This window comes from Anaerococcus nagyae (assembly GCF_040364225.1).
In the GTDB taxonomy this organism is placed as follows: Bacteria; Bacillota; Clostridia; order Tissierellales; family Peptoniphilaceae; genus Anaerococcus; species Anaerococcus nagyae.
The window spans coordinates 192,706-210,172 of sequence record NZ_AP031484.1 but is presented as its reverse complement, the minus strand read 5'-3'; the positions used below and the strand labels follow the sequence as shown (position 1 = coordinate 210,172).

Here is a 17,467-nt window from a genome sequence, read left to right as displayed (position 1 = left end):
GTATGACGAGTCAGTTTTAGGGTTAAAATATCCGTCATAAAAACTGTCAACTACCTCTTCATTATTCAAATTCGGTTAAGCAGGTTGGGCAAAACGTCCGTGTCACGAGCTAAAATGAGTGTAATGGTGCAGGTAGGAACTATAAATTAAAGGAAAGAAGGTCATAATATGATATCTATAGGGATAGACATAGCAAAAGAAAAGTTTACAGCCTGTGCATTAGAACAAGGTAGCAAAATCGTTCGGAAGCCTTTTGATGTTCATCTTAACAAAACGAAAGTAGAAGAATTTTTTAAAAAACTAAATTCATTAAATGAAGAAGTCAAAATAGTCATGGAAGCAACAGGGAAATACCATCTTCCAATCCTCTATGAATTAAAAGATAAAGGATACTTTGTAAGTGTAGTAAACCCTTTGAAAATGAAACAGTTTTGTCGAGTACTTAACTTTAGAAAAGCAAAAAATGATAATATAGATGCCATACAAATAGCAGAATATGGCTTAATGTACTGGAAGGAATTACAAGAATATAAAGTGGATTCAGAAAATTTCAGAGTCCTAAAAAAATTAAACAGATCCTATCAGCACTATATGGACCTAAGAATCAATCAAATGAACTTCATAGACCAAACAATAAGCCAAACATTTCCAGGAATAAAAAAATTAATTCCACATGCTTCAGGAGACTTTTCAAAAGATAAACTATTGGATTTCTTAGAAATATGGTGGCATAAAAATTTAGTATTAGAAAAACCAGAAGAAAAATTCATAGAAGATTTTAAAAACTGGGCAAAAGAAAAGAGATACCATCCTAATGCAGATAAAGCTAAATCCATATACAAGCTCGCAGAGGAAAGTATCTCAACTCAACCTTCTAATAGCTCATATATAAAGACTAGCATACAAGAAGGAATAGAATTGATAAAACATATAAATCAAATTTTACACACTATTTTATCACAAATGATGGAAATTGCCGAGCCCTTAGAAGAATATCAAGAAGCAAAGAAATTCTCAGGAATATCAGATAAATTAGCAGTGCAAATTACAGCGGAATTTGGAGACTTATCAAAATTTAAAAACAAAAAAAGTTTAATATCATTTGTAGGAATAGATTCACCACCATATGAGTCAGGGAATTTTAAAGCCGATCAGAGAAAAATAACAAAAAGAGGCAATGCAATACTAAGAAAAGTAGGTTATCAAGCTATGAAATGCATGATGAGCGCAAAAGATACTGAAAACGATATATATCTGTATATGATAAAAAAAGAAAAAGATGGAAAGGCTAAGAAGATTTGTAAATTTGCAGGATTAAATAAATTCTTAAGAATATACTATGCAAAAGTTATGGCATCAAAACAAGAAAAGAAGGTATTAAAAGCAGCATAGAATTAAGAATACAATAATTAAAACAGGCCGACAATAGCCGGCTTATTTGGTATGGTCAAATTTAAACTCAAAATAACAAGTAGAAAAGTAAAATTAATTTGCTTTTCTCCTTGACTTTTGTTAGCAGGTTTTAATGGCAAAATACAGCACAGAATTTAAGATGAAACTAGTAAAAGAATATCTTGAAGGGAAAATAGGATACAGAGAATTAGCAAAAAAATATAATATACCTAATAAGCGTGCTATTCAAACGTGGGTCAGTGCATACAAGACCCAAGGCTATGATGGGCTAAAAGTATCAAGAAGAAATAATAATTACTCTTTAGAATTTAAACTAAATGTAGTAAACTTGTACTTAACAGGAGAAATGTCCTATCAAAGCCTAGCAAACAATCTTAAAATCAATAATCCATCGATAATCACTCAATGGGTCAATGAATATAGAAAAAAAGGAATTGAAGGACTTAAACCTAAGAAGAGAGGAAGACCTTCAAAAATGGCAAAAATACCAGATAAATCAAAAGATATAAATATAGAATTATCAGCACAATTAACCACTGAAGAAGATAATTCATTAAATGAAGCACAACTAAAAGAAAAAATAAAGAAGTTAGAAGAAAACAACTATTGGCTTCAACTAGAAAATGATGCAATAAAAAAAAAGATAGAATTATCTCAGATGACAGATGCAGAAATAAGACAATTGCTGAAACAATCAGGGTCTTAAGAAACAAATACAAATTGAAAGACTTGTTAATATACTTTAATCTACCAAAATCAACATATATGTATTGGCAAAAACGTTTAAATATGCCAAATAAAGATGAAGAAATAACTAACAAAGCAAAAGAAGAAAGGATATTTTACTCAGATCAAGGCTGGGCATATCAGGTAAAGCAATATACATCAAAACTAGAGTCTAATGGTATCAGTCAATCTATGTCAAGAAAAGGAAATTGTTTGGATAACTTGCCAATGGAAAATTTCTTTGGAATATTAAAACAAGAAATATATTACGGAAATAAATTCTATTCGTACGAGCACTTAAAGAAAACAATTGAAGACTTCATAAAATATTATAACGAAGAAAGAATAAAAGAAAAACTAGGATATTTATCACCAGTAGAATATAGAAAGAAGAATGCAGCATAAAAATTTCCTACCCCTAGGGGTAGGAATGAAACAAAGAAATACCAGAGTAAGCTTTTAAGCTAATTCTGATATTAGGTCAAACTTTATGGGGCACCTTATATTTCTAATCGTTCTTTTTTTATATTTAAATTGTCAAATTAGCCTTACCAATTACTTTTTATCAATATAAGCCGCATAATTTTTGTATAAATAAATGGTGACCACTACCCAAACTACTACAATTACAAGTTTCATTGTAATACTTAAATTTGATAAAAATACTAATAGTTTATTTAATATATGATTCTCAGCTAAAAGGTCTATCTCCAGTATCCTTTTAATAAATGATATAATTAAAATTAATACTGAGAAAACCAAATAAATCCAAAACAAGATTTTTTTTATCATATTTACTACCTCACTTAAAATGCAACAAACATTATTGTTTTTGCTGTCCAATGAGCTGCTGTTTTATTCCATCCCCATTTATTTATTAAGAAGTTTTCTATACCATTTTGAAGATCATCTTCCCACTCAAATAAATAGTCTGTTAAATCAGCTATTCCTTTTTCACCCATTTTTACCCCGAATTTCTTCGCTGCTTTCTTTAAAATTGGTTTAGCTACTTTGATGACTTTTTTTTACTGCTGATACTTTCCATCTTAGCTCTGTTCCACTATGATTTATTAAATATTGTTCTTCAAGAAAATTAATCTCTTCATAATTTAAATCAAGTTCATTTTTCAATTCAAGTAGCTCTGACTTCTTATAATCAGGTAAATTATTAGCTAACAAACTCTCATATTTGACTTCATCGTTTGAAGATTTATACTTATTGTAGCTAGAAGCAAAAACTGGTACAGTAGTTTGAGAAAAGATTAGAATCGCCATAGTTATCGCAAATAGTTTTTTGTTTAATTTAGAATTTTTCATATATCCTCCTAATATAAGTTCTTAGTTTTATAATTTGATTTCTACATTATATTAATTTTAACAGGACTCTATCGATTTAACTCATCGATTATTTTTTAATTATATACTTGGTCTGGGATTTATTTATCATTTAAAAAAATTTTTTCATAGTTTGTATACAGAAGCAAATTTAATATTAAATACATAATTGCCATGACAGCGGCTCCATCTTTTAATGCATCTACTATAAACATTTTTCTAATCAATATTTTCCAAAGTACATATGATATTATCCAAATCAAAGGAAATAAAACTTCTATATATAATAATTTCTTTTTATTCATGTTCTATCCCTTCATGCAAATTAGATTAGTCCCATCTTTTCTATTCATAAAATATCCATTATCTAAATCTACATATGCATAAGATTTATATGCACACTTGCCTTCATAGTATATTAAAGTTGCTACAATACTTGTTACTCCAATATATTTACCTCTGGTTTTCACTATACTCTTAGCTATAATTTAACTACTTCTTTCCAAGCTTTTTCTGTAATCAACTTACACACTGTTCCAGAAGTCAATATACCTACTAAACCAACTCCAAAGTAATCCTTTATTGCTTCTATCATACAATCTGTAAATGCATTATATGGCATTACTTTACCATTTTTATCAATTTCTTTATTGGTTATTTCAGCTAACTTGTCTAAATTCGGTGAATGTCCAAATCTTTTAATCAGTTTATTAGCATCAACACCAATTATGCCACCATCGGAGTCCAAGATTAACGCTTCCTCAACTATAAATTCTAATGACTCCGAAATTTCATTAATTGTTTCTTCTGTAGGGTTTCCATTTTCATCAACTTTAATTTCAATATGTCCTTTGGTATTTTTATCTACAGTCTTAGCATATACACTTGTTGGTATTACAGTACAAATACTTGCAAAGACTAAAATCATAGCAATAATTCTATTAAATATTTTCATGTTTTTCTCCTTGAATAATTCATTTTAACTTTTACTATTTTATGTTATATTTATCTCCATTTTTGTACCCTTGTGGATTCAAGTTCTTCATATCATCACACTCCCTTCTTACATAATATGTAACTCTATATTAAAACATCCGAATCCAAACTTTATTTTGATTTATTTATTATTACTAACTTATGAATTCAGACATAATCCTATTGGTAGCATTTATATATAAATTCTTCTTCCCTTTTTTATTTAACTTATTGCCTAATCTCTTATTTCTTTTTCAGCATAAGACTTCTTTTGTCCTTATATCCTAAGACAGAAACTTTCTGCTTCACTGATTGAGCGTTATTAGTATCACTTTTGTAATGTTGATAAATCTTCGTTTAATTTAAAAGCAATTTTGTAATTTATATTTTAAACAATAAGATTAACAGAAATCCAATAATTAAAATTATTATATATTTATACCGAATCATAAATATCACCTATTTCTATATCACATCATCAACGTTTATTATCATTCATAATATCTAGGTTAAAAATATATGAACTAGAACAATAAATAAATTAGAAGAAAAAAACTACTGGCTTTAACTAGAAAATGATGCAATAAAAAAGATAGAATTGTCTCAAATGACAGATGCAGAAATAATACAATTGCTGAAACAATCAGGGTCTTAAGAAACAAATACAAATTGAAAGACTTGTTAATATACTTTAATCTACCAAGATCAACATATATGTATTGGCAAAAACGTTTAAATATGCCAAATGAAGATGAAGAAATAACTAACAAAGCAAAAGAAGAAAGGATATTTTACTCAGATCAAGGCTGGGCATATCAGGTAAAGCAATATACATCAAAACTAGAGTCTAATGGTATCGGTCAATCTATGTCAAGAAAAGGAAATTGTTTGGATAGCTCGCCAATGGAAAATTTCTTTGGAATATTAAAACAAGAAATATATTACGGAAATAAATTCTATTCGTACGAGCACTTAAAGAAAACAATTGAAGACTTCATAAAATATTATAACGAAGAAAGAATAAAAGAAAAACTAGGATATTTATCACCAGTAGAATATAGAAAGAAGAATGCAGCATAAAAATTTCCTACCCCTAGGGGTAGGAATGAAACAAAGAAATACCAGAGTAAGCTTTTAAGCTAATTCTGATACTAGATCCAACTTTATGGGGGCACCTTAAAAAACGCTCTTAGACTTTTATCTATTTATAAATAACTTGCACCTTATTATCCTTAAAAATTTTAAGGATTTCATCCTTTTTTTCGATAGGAAAACGCCAAGTATCAATAGAATTTGAGTTGATGACCAAAGTAAATATCGCTTGCTTATCCTCAGTTATAAAATTTACTTGTTTCAGATCAGAAAATTCATGTTTTTGATTGATAAAGGATACATTTCCTTGAAAAATAAAGCCATCATGTAAAAATCCCCTATTAAATCTAGCTGCAATAACATATATTGATATAACTACACACATAACAAAAGTTTCGCTAATCTTAAATTTTATAAAGTATCCAAAAACTATAAAAATAAGCCACACAAATAAGAGAGATAAAGTATCCATCTTATTAATAGCAGGTCTAATAACAATGTCCTTGCCTTTATAAAAAATAATCCCAGCAAGAATTAGAAAAATAACAGTAATTAAATAAACCATAAAATCCCCCATTCATTTGTTAATTTATACAAGTATTATATAATAGAAGAAAGCTTAAAGTAAATAAAGGATAGACTATGAAAAAATTATATTTTAAAGAAAAATTTTTCAAGATTACAGATCATTATCCAATTTTGGATGAAGATGGGAGAGAAGCTTACTACCTAGATCAGGATTTTACATTTATAGGTTATAAGTCAAGTGTAAGTGATCCTAATGGAAAAAAAATAATAAATATATCAAGAGAGCTTATAGCTTTTTTCCCAAAGTACACTATAGACTTTGCTGATGGATCCCAAATGGTTATTCAACAAAAATTCGAGTTTTTTAGACACAAAGTTCATGTTTACATGGATAATGAAACTTTAGAGCTAAAAGGCGATATATTCCACTATGACTTTGATATTAAAAATAGCTCTGATAAAAATATAGGAACAGTAAACAGGAAGATTTTTACTCTAACAGATACTTACGAACTAGCAATTTTTGATGAAAATTATACGGAGGAACTTATAGCCTTAGTAATCTGTCTAAATAATATGATAGATAGAGAACGCGCCAATTCATCAGCATCTAACGGCTAAGGAGAGAAAATGACACAACAAATATTAAATTATATAGAAAAACTTTGTAATACTCCTTCCCCAACTGGATATACAAAAAGAGCCGAAAAATACCTAATAGACGAGTTTACCAAAATGGGATACGAACCTTACCAAACTCATAAAGGAAATGTAGTTGTACCTATAAATGAAGGCAATAGTAATGGATTGCTCTTATCAGCTCATATTGATACCCTAGGTCTTATGGTTAGATCTATAAAATCAAATGGTAGAGTTCGTGTTACAACACTTGGTGGATTTCCTCTTTCTTATGCAGAACAAGAAAATGTTACAATCATAACTCGCGAAGGCAAAGAATTTACTGGAGTATTGAGAATAAATAATCCAGCAGTCCATGGTTCAAGCGATCCAAAAGAAATTACCCGAGATGATATTAATATGGAAGTAGTAATAGACGAAATCACTAATTCTTTCGAAGAAACCGAAAAACTTGGCATATCTGCAGGAGATTTTATAGCTCTTGATCCTAGATTTAGAGTGGACAATGGATTTGTGAAATCTCGTCATCTAGATGATAAGGCAAGTGCTGGACTTCTTATGGCTATTGCCAAAGATATAAAAGAAAATAATATAAAAATCAATCGTCCACTCTATATGACTTTTACAGTTTATGAAGAAGTAGGACATGGTGCAGCCAGCGGTCATCCAAAAGGAATAACTGATATGGTAGCTGTAGATATGGGTGTAGTTTATGATGACCTTAAGACAGATGAAACCAAAGTTTCAATATGTGCAAAAGATTCGTCAGGTCCATACAACTTTGATCTGACTAATGATTTAATCGAAATTGCTAAAACTGAAAATATAGATTACGCTATAGACATCTATCCATTCTATGGATCAGATGCCTCAGCAGCAGTTGTAAGTGCAAATGACTTTCGTCATGCCCTAATAGGCGCAGGAGTGGCAGCAAGTCATGGCTATGAAAGAACTCATGTAAATGGACTTAATGGCCTTTATGATTTACTAAAAGCTTATATTCAAAAATAAAATCCCATTATTAATAACTTTTAAATAAAATTGTTGTAATTTTTAATATTTTGGTTATAATTAAAGTAGCAGAAAGGGAGTAGCCCAATTATTTAATCGTCAGAACGAATTTATATTCCGGTTAAATAAACCCTCACAAGGTGGCAAGACTTTTGGCGGTACTCGTCAAAAGTCTTTTTTATTACCATTTTTGCAAAAACATTTATAGGAGGAATTATGGACTACCAAGGTTCTAAAAAAGAAATATTAGAAAAAATTGGATCTGATCCTAAAAAGGGTCTAAGCTCTAATGAAGCAAGTAGCCGTTTGGAAAAATACGGACCTAATAAAATAGAATCATCCAATAAGAAATCTCTGGGCAAAAAAATTCTAGAGCAAATCCTTGATCCAATGGTAATCTTACTTATATTAGCATCAATAGTATCCATGTTTACTGGAGATAAAATAGAAGCTATTATAATAATTGCAATTGTAGTTATCAATGCTATTATGAGTATCTACCAAGAAGGTCAAGCCGAAGATTCTGTAGCAGCACTACAAAAAATGAGCTCTCCAGAGGCTACAGTTATTAGAGATGGCAAGCGTGGAAAGGTTAAAGCAGAAGATCTAGTACCAGGAGATATAGTTGTTCTTGAAACAGGAGATATTATACCAGCTGATATTAGGCTTCTAGACTCACGCAACCTACAAATTGATGAATCATCTTTAACAGGTGAATCCGTATCAGTAGAAAAAGATGCTGAAGAGCTTTATGACAAAGAAGTAGGTATAGGAGATCGTAAGAACTTTGCCTATTCATCTTCAATTGTAACCTATGGACACGGTGAAGGTCTTATAACTTCAACAGGTCATAATACAGAAATCGGTAGAATAGCAACAAGTCTTGATACCGTAGAAGATAAGCAAACCCCACTACAAAGGCAACTTAAAGACCTATCTAAAAAGCTTGCTATTTTAGTAGTTATCATATGTGCATTAGTATTTGTTGTAGGCTACTTTAGAACATCAATGAGTATATTAGATAACTTTATGGTTGCAGTATCTCTTGCAGTAGCAGCAATACCTGAAGGACTTACAGCTGTTGTAACTATAGTATTATCTATAGGTATGAATAGAATGGTTGATAGAAAAGCAATAGTTAAAAACTTAGTTTCAGTAGAAACCCTAGGTTCAACTACAGCAATTTGTTCAGATAAGACAGGAACTCTTACACAAAATGAAATGACTATAACAAAAGTTTACACAGACTTTAAAGAATATGATGTTGAAGGAAGTGGATACACTCCAAAAGGTGATATCTCACACAAAGGCGATGTAATAGATGATGATAGTCAAATTAAGCTAATCATGACAATTGCATCATTAAGTAACGATGCAAACTTGATTGAAAAAAATGGATCCTACGAAATTACAGGTGATCCTACAGAAGCTGCAATGCTTACTCTATCTGAAAAATGGGATATTGTTCAAGAAGACTTAAATGAGGCTCATCCAAGAATAGATGAAATCCCATTCGATTCAGATAGAAAGATGATGACAACTTTCCATAATATTGATAAAATTTATTATGCAATGACAAAGGGTGCACCAGATGTTATGATTAATAACTCATCAAAAATTATGATAGATGGTAAGTTAGAAGATTTCACAGATGACTTAAAAGAAAAAGTTCTAAAAGAAAATACAAAACTTGCTAAACAAGCTCTTCGTGTTATGGCATATGCCTTTAAACCATATGAAAGTCTTGAAAATGAAGAGCTTTCAACAGAAAATATAGAACGTGAAATGGTATTTGTGGGCCTTACAGGTATGATTGACCCACCAAGACCAGAAGCCAAAGCAGCTGTTGAAGAGTGTCACAACTCAGGTATAGATGTATTTATGATAACAGGTGACTATTTTGAAACAGCCCTTGCTATTGCAAAAGAACTTGGTATAGCAGAATGTGAAGATCAAGCCATGCAAGGAAGCGACCTAAATAATAAGTCAGAAGAAGAAATCAGAGAAATAGTAAAGACTAAGAGAATCTTTGCCAGAGTATCTCCACAAAATAAGGTGCAATTAGTAAATGCCCTACAAGCAAATGGTGAAGTAGTAGCCATGACAGGAGATGGAGTAAATGATGCTCCAGCAATCAAAAACGCTGATATAGGTATATCAATGGGTATCACAGGAACCGACGTTGCCAAAGATACTGCTGATATGATCCTAGTAGATGATAACTTTGCTACAATAGTAAATGCAGTAGAAGAAGGTAGAGTAATTTTCTCAAATATCAAAAAGTTTGTATCTTTCCTACTTTCATGTAATATTGCAGAAGTGGCTATAGTATTTTTATCAATACTATTTGGCTTACCAAGTCCACTTACACCTATTCAACTACTTTGGCTAAACCTAGTAACAGATGCTTTTCCAGCCTTAGCACTAGGAGTTGAACCAGCGGAAGCAGATATAATGGAACGTAAACCTCGTGATCCAGATGCTGCAATTACATCAGGTGAAACAGGAAAAGGAATCATCTTCCAATCCATAGCTATAACAATATCAGTGCTACTCGCCTATGTCATAGGACTAAAATACATCTTCCCTAACAACATAGAAGGTGCACATACAATGGTATTTGCAACACTTATAACAAGTGAACTTCTAAGAGCATTCTCAGTAAGAAGTGAAAAATATACTCTAAAAGAACTAGGTTGGTTCTCAAACAAGAACCTAGTAAAAGCAAATCTATTATCCTTTGCCCTATTACTAGTAGTAATGTATGTTCCAATCCTTAGAAAGCTCTTTGAACTAGAATTTATATCATGGCAATGGTGGATAATACTACTACTATCATTCCTACCACTACTTATAGGCGAGATTAGAAAAAGAATTAGAAAATAGTTTAAAATTAACTTAAGTAAACTATGTAAGATTTTACGTATAAAAACCTCCTGATTAGTGTAAAGAAAATTAATCAGGGGGATTTTTATTATGAGAACAGATCAAAAAACTGGAGTTGGGTGGCTCCAGTCTTATTTACTATATTCTTATGACTTGTTATCTAACTATTATTAAAGAAAAGATCTTATGAATGTATAAGGCGCCTTCTATAGTTAACTTTTTTTATAACTTGACACATATTCTAAATCTGAAAATCAAAAATATACCCTATGCCTAAATTACTGTTAAAAATATACATAGTTCTATGGCCATGCTTATCAATATTTTCTTCTTAATTTCATTTATATTTCTTCATTTCTGTAATTCTTATTTTTATAATCATCCATGTCTAGTAATAAACTACTCAACTCATTCGTAAGAAAACAAAAAAATTATAATTTCATATTTATAACTAATCTACAAAAAAACTTATAAACACTTATCCTTATTTAAGATCTAGGTCAATCCATATCTTTGAGTTAAATTCCTATTTTCCCTTGTGCTTTTGCTTACGCTTTCTTTTTTTAAGCTCATACTTTTTCTCCTTTTCTAATCTCATTTTTTGTTTTTTATTAGCTTGTTTTTCCAACTTATATTTTTCTTTTTGCCTTTCCAATGCTAATTGAGATTTTGTGGATACTCCTACCTGTTTGCTTTGTTTTCCAACTTCTCTTTGCAGTCTTTTAGGATTAGTTGCTTTCTTTTTAAGTTTAATATTAATATCTTGACTAAATCTAAGCTTATTATAATTTTTCAAAATAAAATTATATACTTCGTTATTTGTTGGCTCCGAACCAAAAACCACCCTACAAACTGATAAAGAGTTATCCTCAACCCTCTCAAAAACTCCTACCCAAAACGGATCCTCAAAGTATACAGTTAATTTTATTGATACTTTATTCATACATACCCTCCTTAATATTTTTCTCAAAGAATGGACAACCCGGAGGGGAAGGTTACTTACCTAAATAAATAATATTTAGACGACTGGGCTACCTACCAGTTCTAGAATATCATCTGATATTCATTGCGTTTCTATCTTTGACTAGTTAATACTATACTATATTTAAATATATAATTAACTAATATAAATTATTTTTAGATTAAAGATAAATTATCCTTGTTAATTTTTTATTAAAACATTATAATACCAGTGGAGATGGTATTTCTAGTGAAAACTATACTCTTTTACACCATTATATTTTATTTTAAAAAATGAGCTTATATAAGTAATGAGACTCAAAATATTAATTAGTTACTTAGACAAGGCCATTGATTTTTTATCGTTAAAAAATAGATTGTTAATAGCCTTGTTTTTTTAAGGAGATTTTATGAATATTGAAATGTTAGAGGGAAAAATACATAGAGCGACAGTTACAGAGGCTAAACTTAATTATGTTGGCTCTATCACTATAGATGAAGATTTACTTGAAAAATCAGGTATAAGAGAATATCAAAAAGTACAAGTTGTAGATATTGATAGTGGAGCAAGGCTTGTAACTTATACAATAGCTGGCGAAAGAAATAGCGGTGTAATTTGCCTAAATGGTGCTGCTGCAAGACTCGCCTGTCCTGGAGATAAGGTAATAATTATGGCTTATGCAAGCTATAATAAGGAAGAATTAGAAAATTATAGTCCAAAAGTAGTCTTTGTGGATGATGAAAATAAAATTAAGAAAGTATCAAATTACGAAAAACATGGAACTTTATCTTAAGTAAAATATAAATTTAGTGGTGTATGAGGCTATCTCTAATATATTTAGAGGAGATTTTTATGAAAATTGTTAAAAGTATTGATGAACTAAGGAAAGATTTAAAAGGATATAAAATAGAAGGCAAAAGTATAGGACTTGTCCCTACTATGGGCTTTTTACATGAGGGACACGCTAGTCTTATAAGAAAAGCTCGTGCAGAAAATGATATTGTAGTTGTATCTGATTTCATAAACCCTATACAATTTGGTCCAAAGGAAGATCTTAAAACCTACCCTAGAGATTTAGAATCTGATAGTAAGCTATGTGAGAATATAGGTGTAGATTTTATTTTCGCACCAGAAGCTAGCGAAATGTATCATGATAGAAAAACTTTTGTAGATATAGAAGATATGTCCAATAACTTATGCGGAGCAAAACGACCTGGTCACTTTAGAGGCGTCTGTACAGTTTGCACTAAGTTATTTAACATCACTGGAGCCGATAGGGCTTACTTTGGTCAAAAGGATGCCCAACAAGTAGCTATTATCAAAAAGGTTGTTTTTGATTTAAATATTCCGATAGAGATTATCCCTTGCCCTATAGTAAGAGAGGATGACGGATTGGCTTTATCTTCTAGAAACACTTATCTATCAGATAAAGAAAGAAAGGCTGCCCTTTGCCTATCAAAAGCTATCTTTAAAGGAGAAGAATTAGCTAAAAATGGGGCTAGCGTTAGTGAGGTTTTAGAAAAAATGAAAGAAATCATATCATCTGAAAAACTAGCTAAAATAGATTATATAAGTGCAGTAGATTTAACTACTATGAAAGATTCTAAAGACTTTGCTGACGATAGGCTTATTGCTATAGCAGTATTTATTGGAAAAACCAGGCTAATAGATAACTTTATTTACAGAGTTTAATATGAATAAGCTAGCTAATATATCCCAAAAGATAAGCAAAAATATTGGACTTATAATAATAGTTTTTTCATTAATAGCCTATTTTTTACCCCAATATTTTTCGTGGATGACCTCATACACTACTATATTTTTGGCCATAGCTATGTTTGGTATGGGAACAAGTATTGATACTAGAGATTTTAAAAAAATAATAAAAAATCCCAAAGAAGTGTTAATAGGATCTTTAACTCAATTTACAATAATGCCTTTATTAGCATGGTTATTAGCTATAACTTTTCATGTAAATAAGGATATAGCTTTAGGGATAATTCTAGTTGGATCTTGCCCTGGCGGTACAGCTTCCAATGTCATCACCCACATAGCAGGAGGGGACGTATCTATGTCAGTATCTATGACTATACTTTCCACACTTCTTGCACCTATAGTAACACCTGCCTTGGTATACTTATTAGCTGGAAGATGGGTTGATGTTTCAATAATTGCTATGTTTAAATCAGTAGTTAAAGTAATCCTTCTACCTGTACTTTTAGGAATTTCAATAAAGAAAATAAATCCTACATCAGTTTCAAAGTCAAAAGATGTATTTCCTCTTATCTCATCTTTAGCTATAATCCTAATAATATCAGGAATTATAGGAGCAAATGCAGATAAGATTGCTCAATCAGGACTTATAGTATTAGTAATAGTAGCAATTCACAACGCCCTAGGTCTTTTAGGTGGTCTACTGGTAGCAAAACTAGCCAAAATGGATTATGATAAGGCAACCGCCCTTGCAATAGAAGTAGGCATGCAAAATAGTGGGCTTGCCATACAACTTGCAAGTGTAAATTTTACTCTAAATCCACTAGCAACATTACCAGGAGCTATATTTTCTATTTGGCATAATATAGCGGGGTCTATATTTGCTTCTATTAGGAGAAACAAGCCTAAGAAAAAACTTATAACAACAATTTAATTATATTAAAATATAGAGGCTACTACAAAAAATAAACTCAAATCTTCATTTGATAATCTCTAAATATTTATTAACTAAATAGCGTACTTACTAGCTAAAGATTGTTATATACTTTACTTATATAAGATTTGTTTATTTATCTTGTAGATGCCTCTTTTATCATCTTCATCTCATTTAATTGTTTAATTAATGTGGTTGATATTTATTTATACTTTTAAGAGTAAAATACTCAGTTATTATTATCTTTGCTATGCTAAATGATAAGATTACTTGTCATAACTTTTACTATTCCAATTATTAACATTACTAAACATATATATTTAAACAATATTGAATATTTATTACTTTTATCCCGAAGTCAAGTCCATAATCTTGTGTAAATATATCTAGTAAAATATTTACCATACAATTCATTAATATCAATAAAGCTTGAACTCAATCAGATGGTAGGTTTTTAATCATTCGTATGGCTGAATCGTTAATTAAATTTTGTACTTTACCATCAATTGCAAAGTGTATTATATCATTCGATTCCTCTTAGTTTCGTTTGCTCGTTAAAACATTGTATTAGTTAAGGTTTCACCTTTTTCTTTTTATAGAATTACACAGATACTATCAATTTTTATGAACTAGATGTTTAATAGAACTTCTTATGGGTGCTATTTTAATATAAAAGTACTTTACATAATAAAAATTATGTGTTAATATATTATCCTAACAGTTTATCAATTTTGTGTGTAGTATGGACTCGAATAAATGAACAGTGTGGTAAATAATTATGACAAGGCAAAAAAATATATCAATATCACAACTTTATATCCCAAACTTAATGTTATTTATTGGTTTTGCTATAGCAATAAAAATACTACAGGCTTCCTTAAATGTTTGGTACATTCTTGCGATAATATTAGAAATGTCTGCTATTGATACTATAATCTTTTATAAAAAGAGTAATAATAGCTTTAAACCAATAACATATGAAAATGGTTTGGAAACTGTTATCCTATCTGTAGGTATAACTATAGTATTAACTGGTATTATTTTGTTCATTCTTTATATGACAAAATAATATTAATAATTTAATCTATGCACCCAAAGATATCGAACTCTCTTCTATTTTAAAATGTTTCTTTATCAAATTATCTTGGTAAATAATAATTAGTCAAATACTTTTCCATGGATAGGAGATCCTATCCATGGAATCTTTTTACATAAATTTAATAAATATTACTTAAATCAACTTGCATTAATAAGATTTATAGTAAGACATATTCTAATTATAAAATTAACGAATCGTATATATCAAAAACTATTCTTCTTAAGACTTTAATAAAAATGTTATGCCTTTAATTAATTCATTTGATTATTCATAAATGGTGAATTTACACATTATTATGGTCTCGACTGCTATTTTCTATAATAAGTTTTCCATAAATATTTTTTTAAATTTATCTTTATCTATACTAGTCACTACATTTATATTTTTCTCACAAAGAGAATTTAGTCTTGTATCAGCTATAGTCATCCCCCTTGTGTACTTTCCATTAGTCTCAATGTCTATATGTAGCATCTTACTTTCAAATATCTCAGGATTTGTAGCATACATTACTGCTAGAGTATCGTGCATATGGGTTGTATAGTTTTCCTCAGCTCCTGCTCTTTTTATTCTTCTATCCATAATGTCTGCTAATATTTGATTTATTCTAAGTTCTGACTTTTTAAACTCTTTATGCATATTAATATCATAGGATGTTTGTGTAGTTACATTAAGGCCAAGCATATTAATCTTTACACCACTAGAAAATACAATATCTGCAGCTTCGGGGTCTGCAAATATATTAAACTCACTAGTTGCAGTTACATTGCCCATGCCTATTGCTCCACCCATTATATTTATCTCGCTTATTTTTTCTTTTAAATCTTCTCTTATAGTAAGCAAGCTAGCTATATTTGTAAGAGGTCCTACGGTAATTATTAGAGTCTTTTCATTTTCTTCTAGAACCTTTATCATAGCTTCTATTGCAGATTCTTTTTCTAAGGGTGCTAATTGGTCATCTTTAAATTCATAACCTAAAAGTCCATTTACTCCATGAAATTTTTCTGCTAATATTTGTTCACCTATAAGAGGTTTACTAAGTCCTTTATAAACTGGTACATCCCAATCCATTGCCTTAACCAAGCCACGTAAATTTCTTGTAGTATGTTCTAATCCAACATTTCCCGCTACAGATGATACCATCTTTACATCAAAAACTTTACTATTATGTAAAAAACTTATAGCAAAGGCATCATCTATACCTGGATCTGTATCAAAAATCGTATTTACTTTTTTCATTATATCTCCACTTTATTTTCTTTCATATATACTTCTAGTTCTCTATAAGAGGGTATAGAAGGGGCTGCGCCTTCTATAGTACAAGCTAGGCCTGCTGCTAGACTTGCTAGATTAAGACTTTCTTCTATATCTAATCCACTAGCAACACTAGCTAAGTAATATCCTAAAAAAGTATCACCTGCTGCTGTTGTATCTAAAGCCTTGACCTTATGGCTTTTAAATCTGATTTCCTCATTTTTATAAGAATATATACCTCCTAATCTCCCTAAAGTTAATACTACTTTAAGTTCTGGAAAATTTTCTTTAAAATAATTTAATATTTCAAAAGTTTCTACAAAACCACTCAAACTACGACCTTCACTTTGATTTATTATGATAGTATCTATCTTATTTAGGTCTATAAATTTTATATTATCATCAATTGGTGATGGATTAAAAAATACCCTCATTTCTTTTTTACATGCTTGATCTACTATGTATTGCAAGCTACTGATTTCATTTTGCAAAAGAAGGAAATCTCCTTGAGAAAATTTTTCTAAAACTTCATCTACATATGCTTTTCCAATCTTTTTATTAGCTCCTGCTTCTACAATTATAGAATTGTTAGCATTTTTATCAACTTGTATAATAGCATGACCAGAATTTCCAGAAGTCTTTTTTACCAAGGACCTGATTTTATTATCTCTTAGGTAGTCCAAGAGAATTTCTCCATCTACTTCTCCTACAAAACCAGCGTGATATACATCTACTCCTGCTCTTTTTAAAGCAATTGTTTGATTAAGACCCTTGCCACCCAGACTTTCTTTATAAGAAATTGTAGCAACCGTTTCTCCCTCATTTACTATATGATCTAAATTATAAATTTTATCAATATTTAGAGATCCAAAATTTAAAATTTTTACTGGTTCTTTCATAACTA

At 30.1% G+C, this 17,467-nt stretch carries 18 protein-coding genes and 2 pseudogenes; 11 read left to right on the top strand and 9 right to left on the bottom strand.

Annotated features, from left to right (window positions below; translation table 11 throughout):
* Window positions 1-168: 168 nt before the first annotated feature.
* From ABXG81_RS00935 to ABXG81_RS00925, 3 genes and pseudogenes are all read left to right on the top strand, one after another.
* The gene (locus ABXG81_RS00935; protein WP_353528906.1) at window positions 169-1,392 is read left to right on the top strand and encodes an IS110 family transposase; all 1,224 of its coding nucleotides are present in this window, start codon (window positions 169-171) and stop codon (window positions 1,390-1,392) included.
* 133 nt (window positions 1,393-1,525) lie between these two features.
* On the top strand, window positions 1,526-2,119 hold the full coding sequence (locus ABXG81_RS00930) for a helix-turn-helix domain-containing protein (RefSeq protein ID WP_353528905.1): 594 nt from the start codon (window positions 1,526-1,528) through the stop codon (window positions 2,117-2,119).
* A gap of 131 nt (window positions 2,120-2,250) precedes the next feature.
* Window positions 2,251-2,544: pseudogene (locus tag ABXG81_RS00925) on the top strand (IS3 family transposase); the annotation flags it as partial.
* Between the two features lie 401 nt (window positions 2,545-2,945).
* Here the strand turns inward: ABXG81_RS00925 and ABXG81_RS00920 are convergent.
* From ABXG81_RS00920 to ABXG81_RS00900, 5 genes are all read right to left on the bottom strand, one after another.
* Entirely contained in the window at window positions 2,946-3,101 is a 156-nt protein-coding gene (locus ABXG81_RS00920; protein ID WP_353528904.1) for a hypothetical protein, read from the bottom strand.
* Window positions 3,102-3,141: 40 nt separating this feature from the next.
* Complete coding sequence (locus ABXG81_RS00915; protein ID WP_353528903.1) at window positions 3,142-3,456, bottom strand: hypothetical protein; 315 nt, start codon at window positions 3,454-3,456, stop codon at window positions 3,142-3,144.
* A 119-nt stretch (window positions 3,457-3,575) separates the two neighbouring features.
* Window positions 3,576-3,779, bottom strand: a complete 204-nt coding sequence (locus tag ABXG81_RS00910; protein ID WP_353528902.1) for a hypothetical protein — start codon at window positions 3,777-3,779, stop codon at window positions 3,576-3,578.
* A 3-nt stretch (window positions 3,780-3,782) separates the two neighbouring features.
* Complete coding sequence (locus tag ABXG81_RS00905; protein ID WP_353528901.1) at window positions 3,783-3,944, bottom strand: hypothetical protein; 162 nt, start codon at window positions 3,942-3,944, stop codon at window positions 3,783-3,785.
* Between the two features lie 11 nt (window positions 3,945-3,955).
* Entirely contained in the window at window positions 3,956-4,429 is a 474-nt protein-coding gene (locus ABXG81_RS00900; RefSeq protein WP_353528900.1) for a hypothetical protein, read from the bottom strand.
* A gap of 803 nt (window positions 4,430-5,232) precedes the next feature.
* Here ABXG81_RS00900 and ABXG81_RS00895 point away from each other — a divergent pair.
* A pseudogene (locus ABXG81_RS00895) lies at window positions 5,233-5,529 on the top strand (IS3 family transposase); the annotation flags it as partial.
* Window positions 5,530-5,650: 121 nt separating this feature from the next.
* Here ABXG81_RS00895 and ABXG81_RS00890 read toward each other — a convergent pair.
* Window positions 5,651-6,106, bottom strand: coding sequence for a hypothetical protein (locus tag ABXG81_RS00890; protein WP_316116626.1), 456 nt, complete (start codon window positions 6,104-6,106; stop codon window positions 5,651-5,653).
* A 77-nt stretch (window positions 6,107-6,183) separates the two neighbouring features.
* Between ABXG81_RS00890 and ABXG81_RS00885 the strand changes: the two genes are divergently transcribed.
* The 3 genes from ABXG81_RS00885 to ABXG81_RS00875 all read left to right on the top strand — a co-directional run bounded on the left by ABXG81_RS00885 (window position 6,184) and on the right by ABXG81_RS00875 (window position 10,605).
* Window positions 6,184-6,690, top strand: coding sequence for an LURP-one-related family protein (locus ABXG81_RS00885; RefSeq protein ID WP_117522174.1), 507 nt, complete (start codon window positions 6,184-6,186; stop codon window positions 6,688-6,690).
* Window positions 6,691-6,699: 9 nt separating this feature from the next.
* Complete coding sequence (locus ABXG81_RS00880) at window positions 6,700-7,719, top strand: M42 family metallopeptidase (RefSeq protein ID WP_209814362.1); 1,020 nt, start codon at window positions 6,700-6,702, stop codon at window positions 7,717-7,719.
* Window positions 7,720-7,935: 216 nt separating this feature from the next.
* Entirely contained in the window at window positions 7,936-10,605 is a 2,670-nt protein-coding gene (locus tag ABXG81_RS00875; RefSeq protein WP_353528899.1) for a cation-translocating P-type ATPase, read from the top strand.
* Window positions 10,606-11,131: 526 nt separating this feature from the next.
* Here the strand turns inward: ABXG81_RS00875 and ABXG81_RS00870 are convergent.
* On the bottom strand, window positions 11,132-11,548 hold the full coding sequence (locus ABXG81_RS00870) for a YjdF family protein (protein ID WP_353528898.1): 417 nt from the start codon (window positions 11,546-11,548) through the stop codon (window positions 11,132-11,134).
* Window positions 11,549-11,975: 427 nt separating this feature from the next.
* On the opposite strand from ABXG81_RS00870, the gene panD reads away from it, so the two are divergent.
* The 4 genes from panD to ABXG81_RS00850 all read left to right on the top strand — a co-directional run bounded on the left by panD (window position 11,976) and on the right by ABXG81_RS00850 (window position 15,282).
* On the top strand, window positions 11,976-12,359 hold the full coding sequence (gene panD / locus ABXG81_RS00865; protein WP_117522178.1) for an aspartate 1-decarboxylase: 384 nt from the start codon (window positions 11,976-11,978) through the stop codon (window positions 12,357-12,359).
* A 59-nt stretch (window positions 12,360-12,418) separates the two neighbouring features.
* Entirely contained in the window at window positions 12,419-13,258 is an 840-nt protein-coding gene (panC, locus tag ABXG81_RS00860) for a pantoate--beta-alanine ligase (RefSeq protein ID WP_353528897.1), read from the top strand.
* A gap of 1 nt (window position 13,259) precedes the next feature.
* Entirely contained in the window at window positions 13,260-14,213 is a 954-nt protein-coding gene (locus ABXG81_RS00855) for a bile acid:sodium symporter family protein (protein WP_353528896.1), read from the top strand.
* Between the two features lie 778 nt (window positions 14,214-14,991).
* On the top strand, window positions 14,992-15,282 hold the full coding sequence (locus ABXG81_RS00850; protein ID WP_353528895.1) for a hypothetical protein: 291 nt from the start codon (window positions 14,992-14,994) through the stop codon (window positions 15,280-15,282).
* Between the two features lie 345 nt (window positions 15,283-15,627).
* On the opposite strand, the gene ABXG81_RS00845 is transcribed toward ABXG81_RS00850, so the two are convergent.
* Both ABXG81_RS00845 and ABXG81_RS00840 read right to left on the bottom strand, forming a co-directional pair.
* Window positions 15,628-16,548 carry a nucleoside hydrolase gene (locus tag ABXG81_RS00845; RefSeq protein ID WP_209814374.1) on the bottom strand — a complete coding sequence of 307 codons (921 nt, stop codon included), beginning with the start codon at window positions 16,546-16,548 and terminating at the stop codon, window positions 15,628-15,630.
* Window positions 16,548-17,462, bottom strand: coding sequence for a ribokinase (locus ABXG81_RS00840; protein WP_353528894.1), 915 nt, complete (start codon window positions 17,460-17,462; stop codon window positions 16,548-16,550). The genes ABXG81_RS00845 and ABXG81_RS00840 overlap by 1 nt, the downstream gene beginning before the upstream one ends.
* Window positions 17,463-17,467: the final 5 nt, after the last annotated feature.

Bases quoted from the DNA above. Each gene is read 5' to 3' on its own strand.
- ABXG81_RS00935 (WP_353528906.1), top strand. From the start codon at position 169: ATGATATCTATAGGGATAGACATAGCAAAAGAAAAGTTTACAGCCTGT.
- ABXG81_RS00930 (WP_353528905.1), top strand. From the start codon at position 1,526: ATGGCAAAATACAGCACAGAATTTAAGATGAAACTAGTAAAAGAATAT.
- ABXG81_RS00920 (WP_353528904.1), bottom strand. From the start codon at position 3,101: ATGGGTGAAAAAGGAATAGCTGATTTAACAGACTATTTATTTGAGTGG.
- ABXG81_RS00915 (WP_353528903.1), bottom strand. From the start codon at position 3,456: ATGAAAAATTCTAAATTAAACAAAAAACTATTTGCGATAACTATGGCG.
- ABXG81_RS00910 (WP_353528902.1), bottom strand. From the start codon at position 3,779: ATGAATAAAAAGAAATTATTATATATAGAAGTTTTATTTCCTTTGATT.
- ABXG81_RS00900 (WP_353528900.1), bottom strand. From the start codon at position 4,429: ATGAAAATATTTAATAGAATTATTGCTATGATTTTAGTCTTTGCAAGT.
- ABXG81_RS00890 (WP_316116626.1), bottom strand. From the start codon at position 6,106: ATGGTTTATTTAATTACTGTTATTTTTCTAATTCTTGCTGGGATTATT.
- ABXG81_RS00885 (WP_117522174.1), top strand. From the start codon at position 6,184: ATGAAAAAATTATATTTTAAAGAAAAATTTTTCAAGATTACAGATCAT.
- ABXG81_RS00880 (WP_209814362.1), top strand. From the start codon at position 6,700: ATGACACAACAAATATTAAATTATATAGAAAAACTTTGTAATACTCCT.
- ABXG81_RS00875 (WP_353528899.1), top strand. From the start codon at position 7,936: ATGGACTACCAAGGTTCTAAAAAAGAAATATTAGAAAAAATTGGATCT.
- ABXG81_RS00870 (WP_353528898.1), bottom strand. From the start codon at position 11,548: ATGAATAAAGTATCAATAAAATTAACTGTATACTTTGAGGATCCGTTT.
- panD (WP_117522178.1), top strand. From the start codon at position 11,976: ATGAATATTGAAATGTTAGAGGGAAAAATACATAGAGCGACAGTTACA.
- panC (WP_353528897.1), top strand. From the start codon at position 12,419: ATGAAAATTGTTAAAAGTATTGATGAACTAAGGAAAGATTTAAAAGGA.
- ABXG81_RS00855 (WP_353528896.1), top strand. From the start codon at position 13,260: ATGAATAAGCTAGCTAATATATCCCAAAAGATAAGCAAAAATATTGGA.
- ABXG81_RS00850 (WP_353528895.1), top strand. From the start codon at position 14,992: ATGACAAGGCAAAAAAATATATCAATATCACAACTTTATATCCCAAAC.
- ABXG81_RS00845 (WP_209814374.1), bottom strand. From the start codon at position 16,548: ATGAAAAAAGTAAATACGATTTTTGATACAGATCCAGGTATAGATGAT.
- ABXG81_RS00840 (WP_353528894.1), bottom strand. From the start codon at position 17,462: ATGAAAGAACCAGTAAAAATTTTAAATTTTGGATCTCTAAATATTGAT.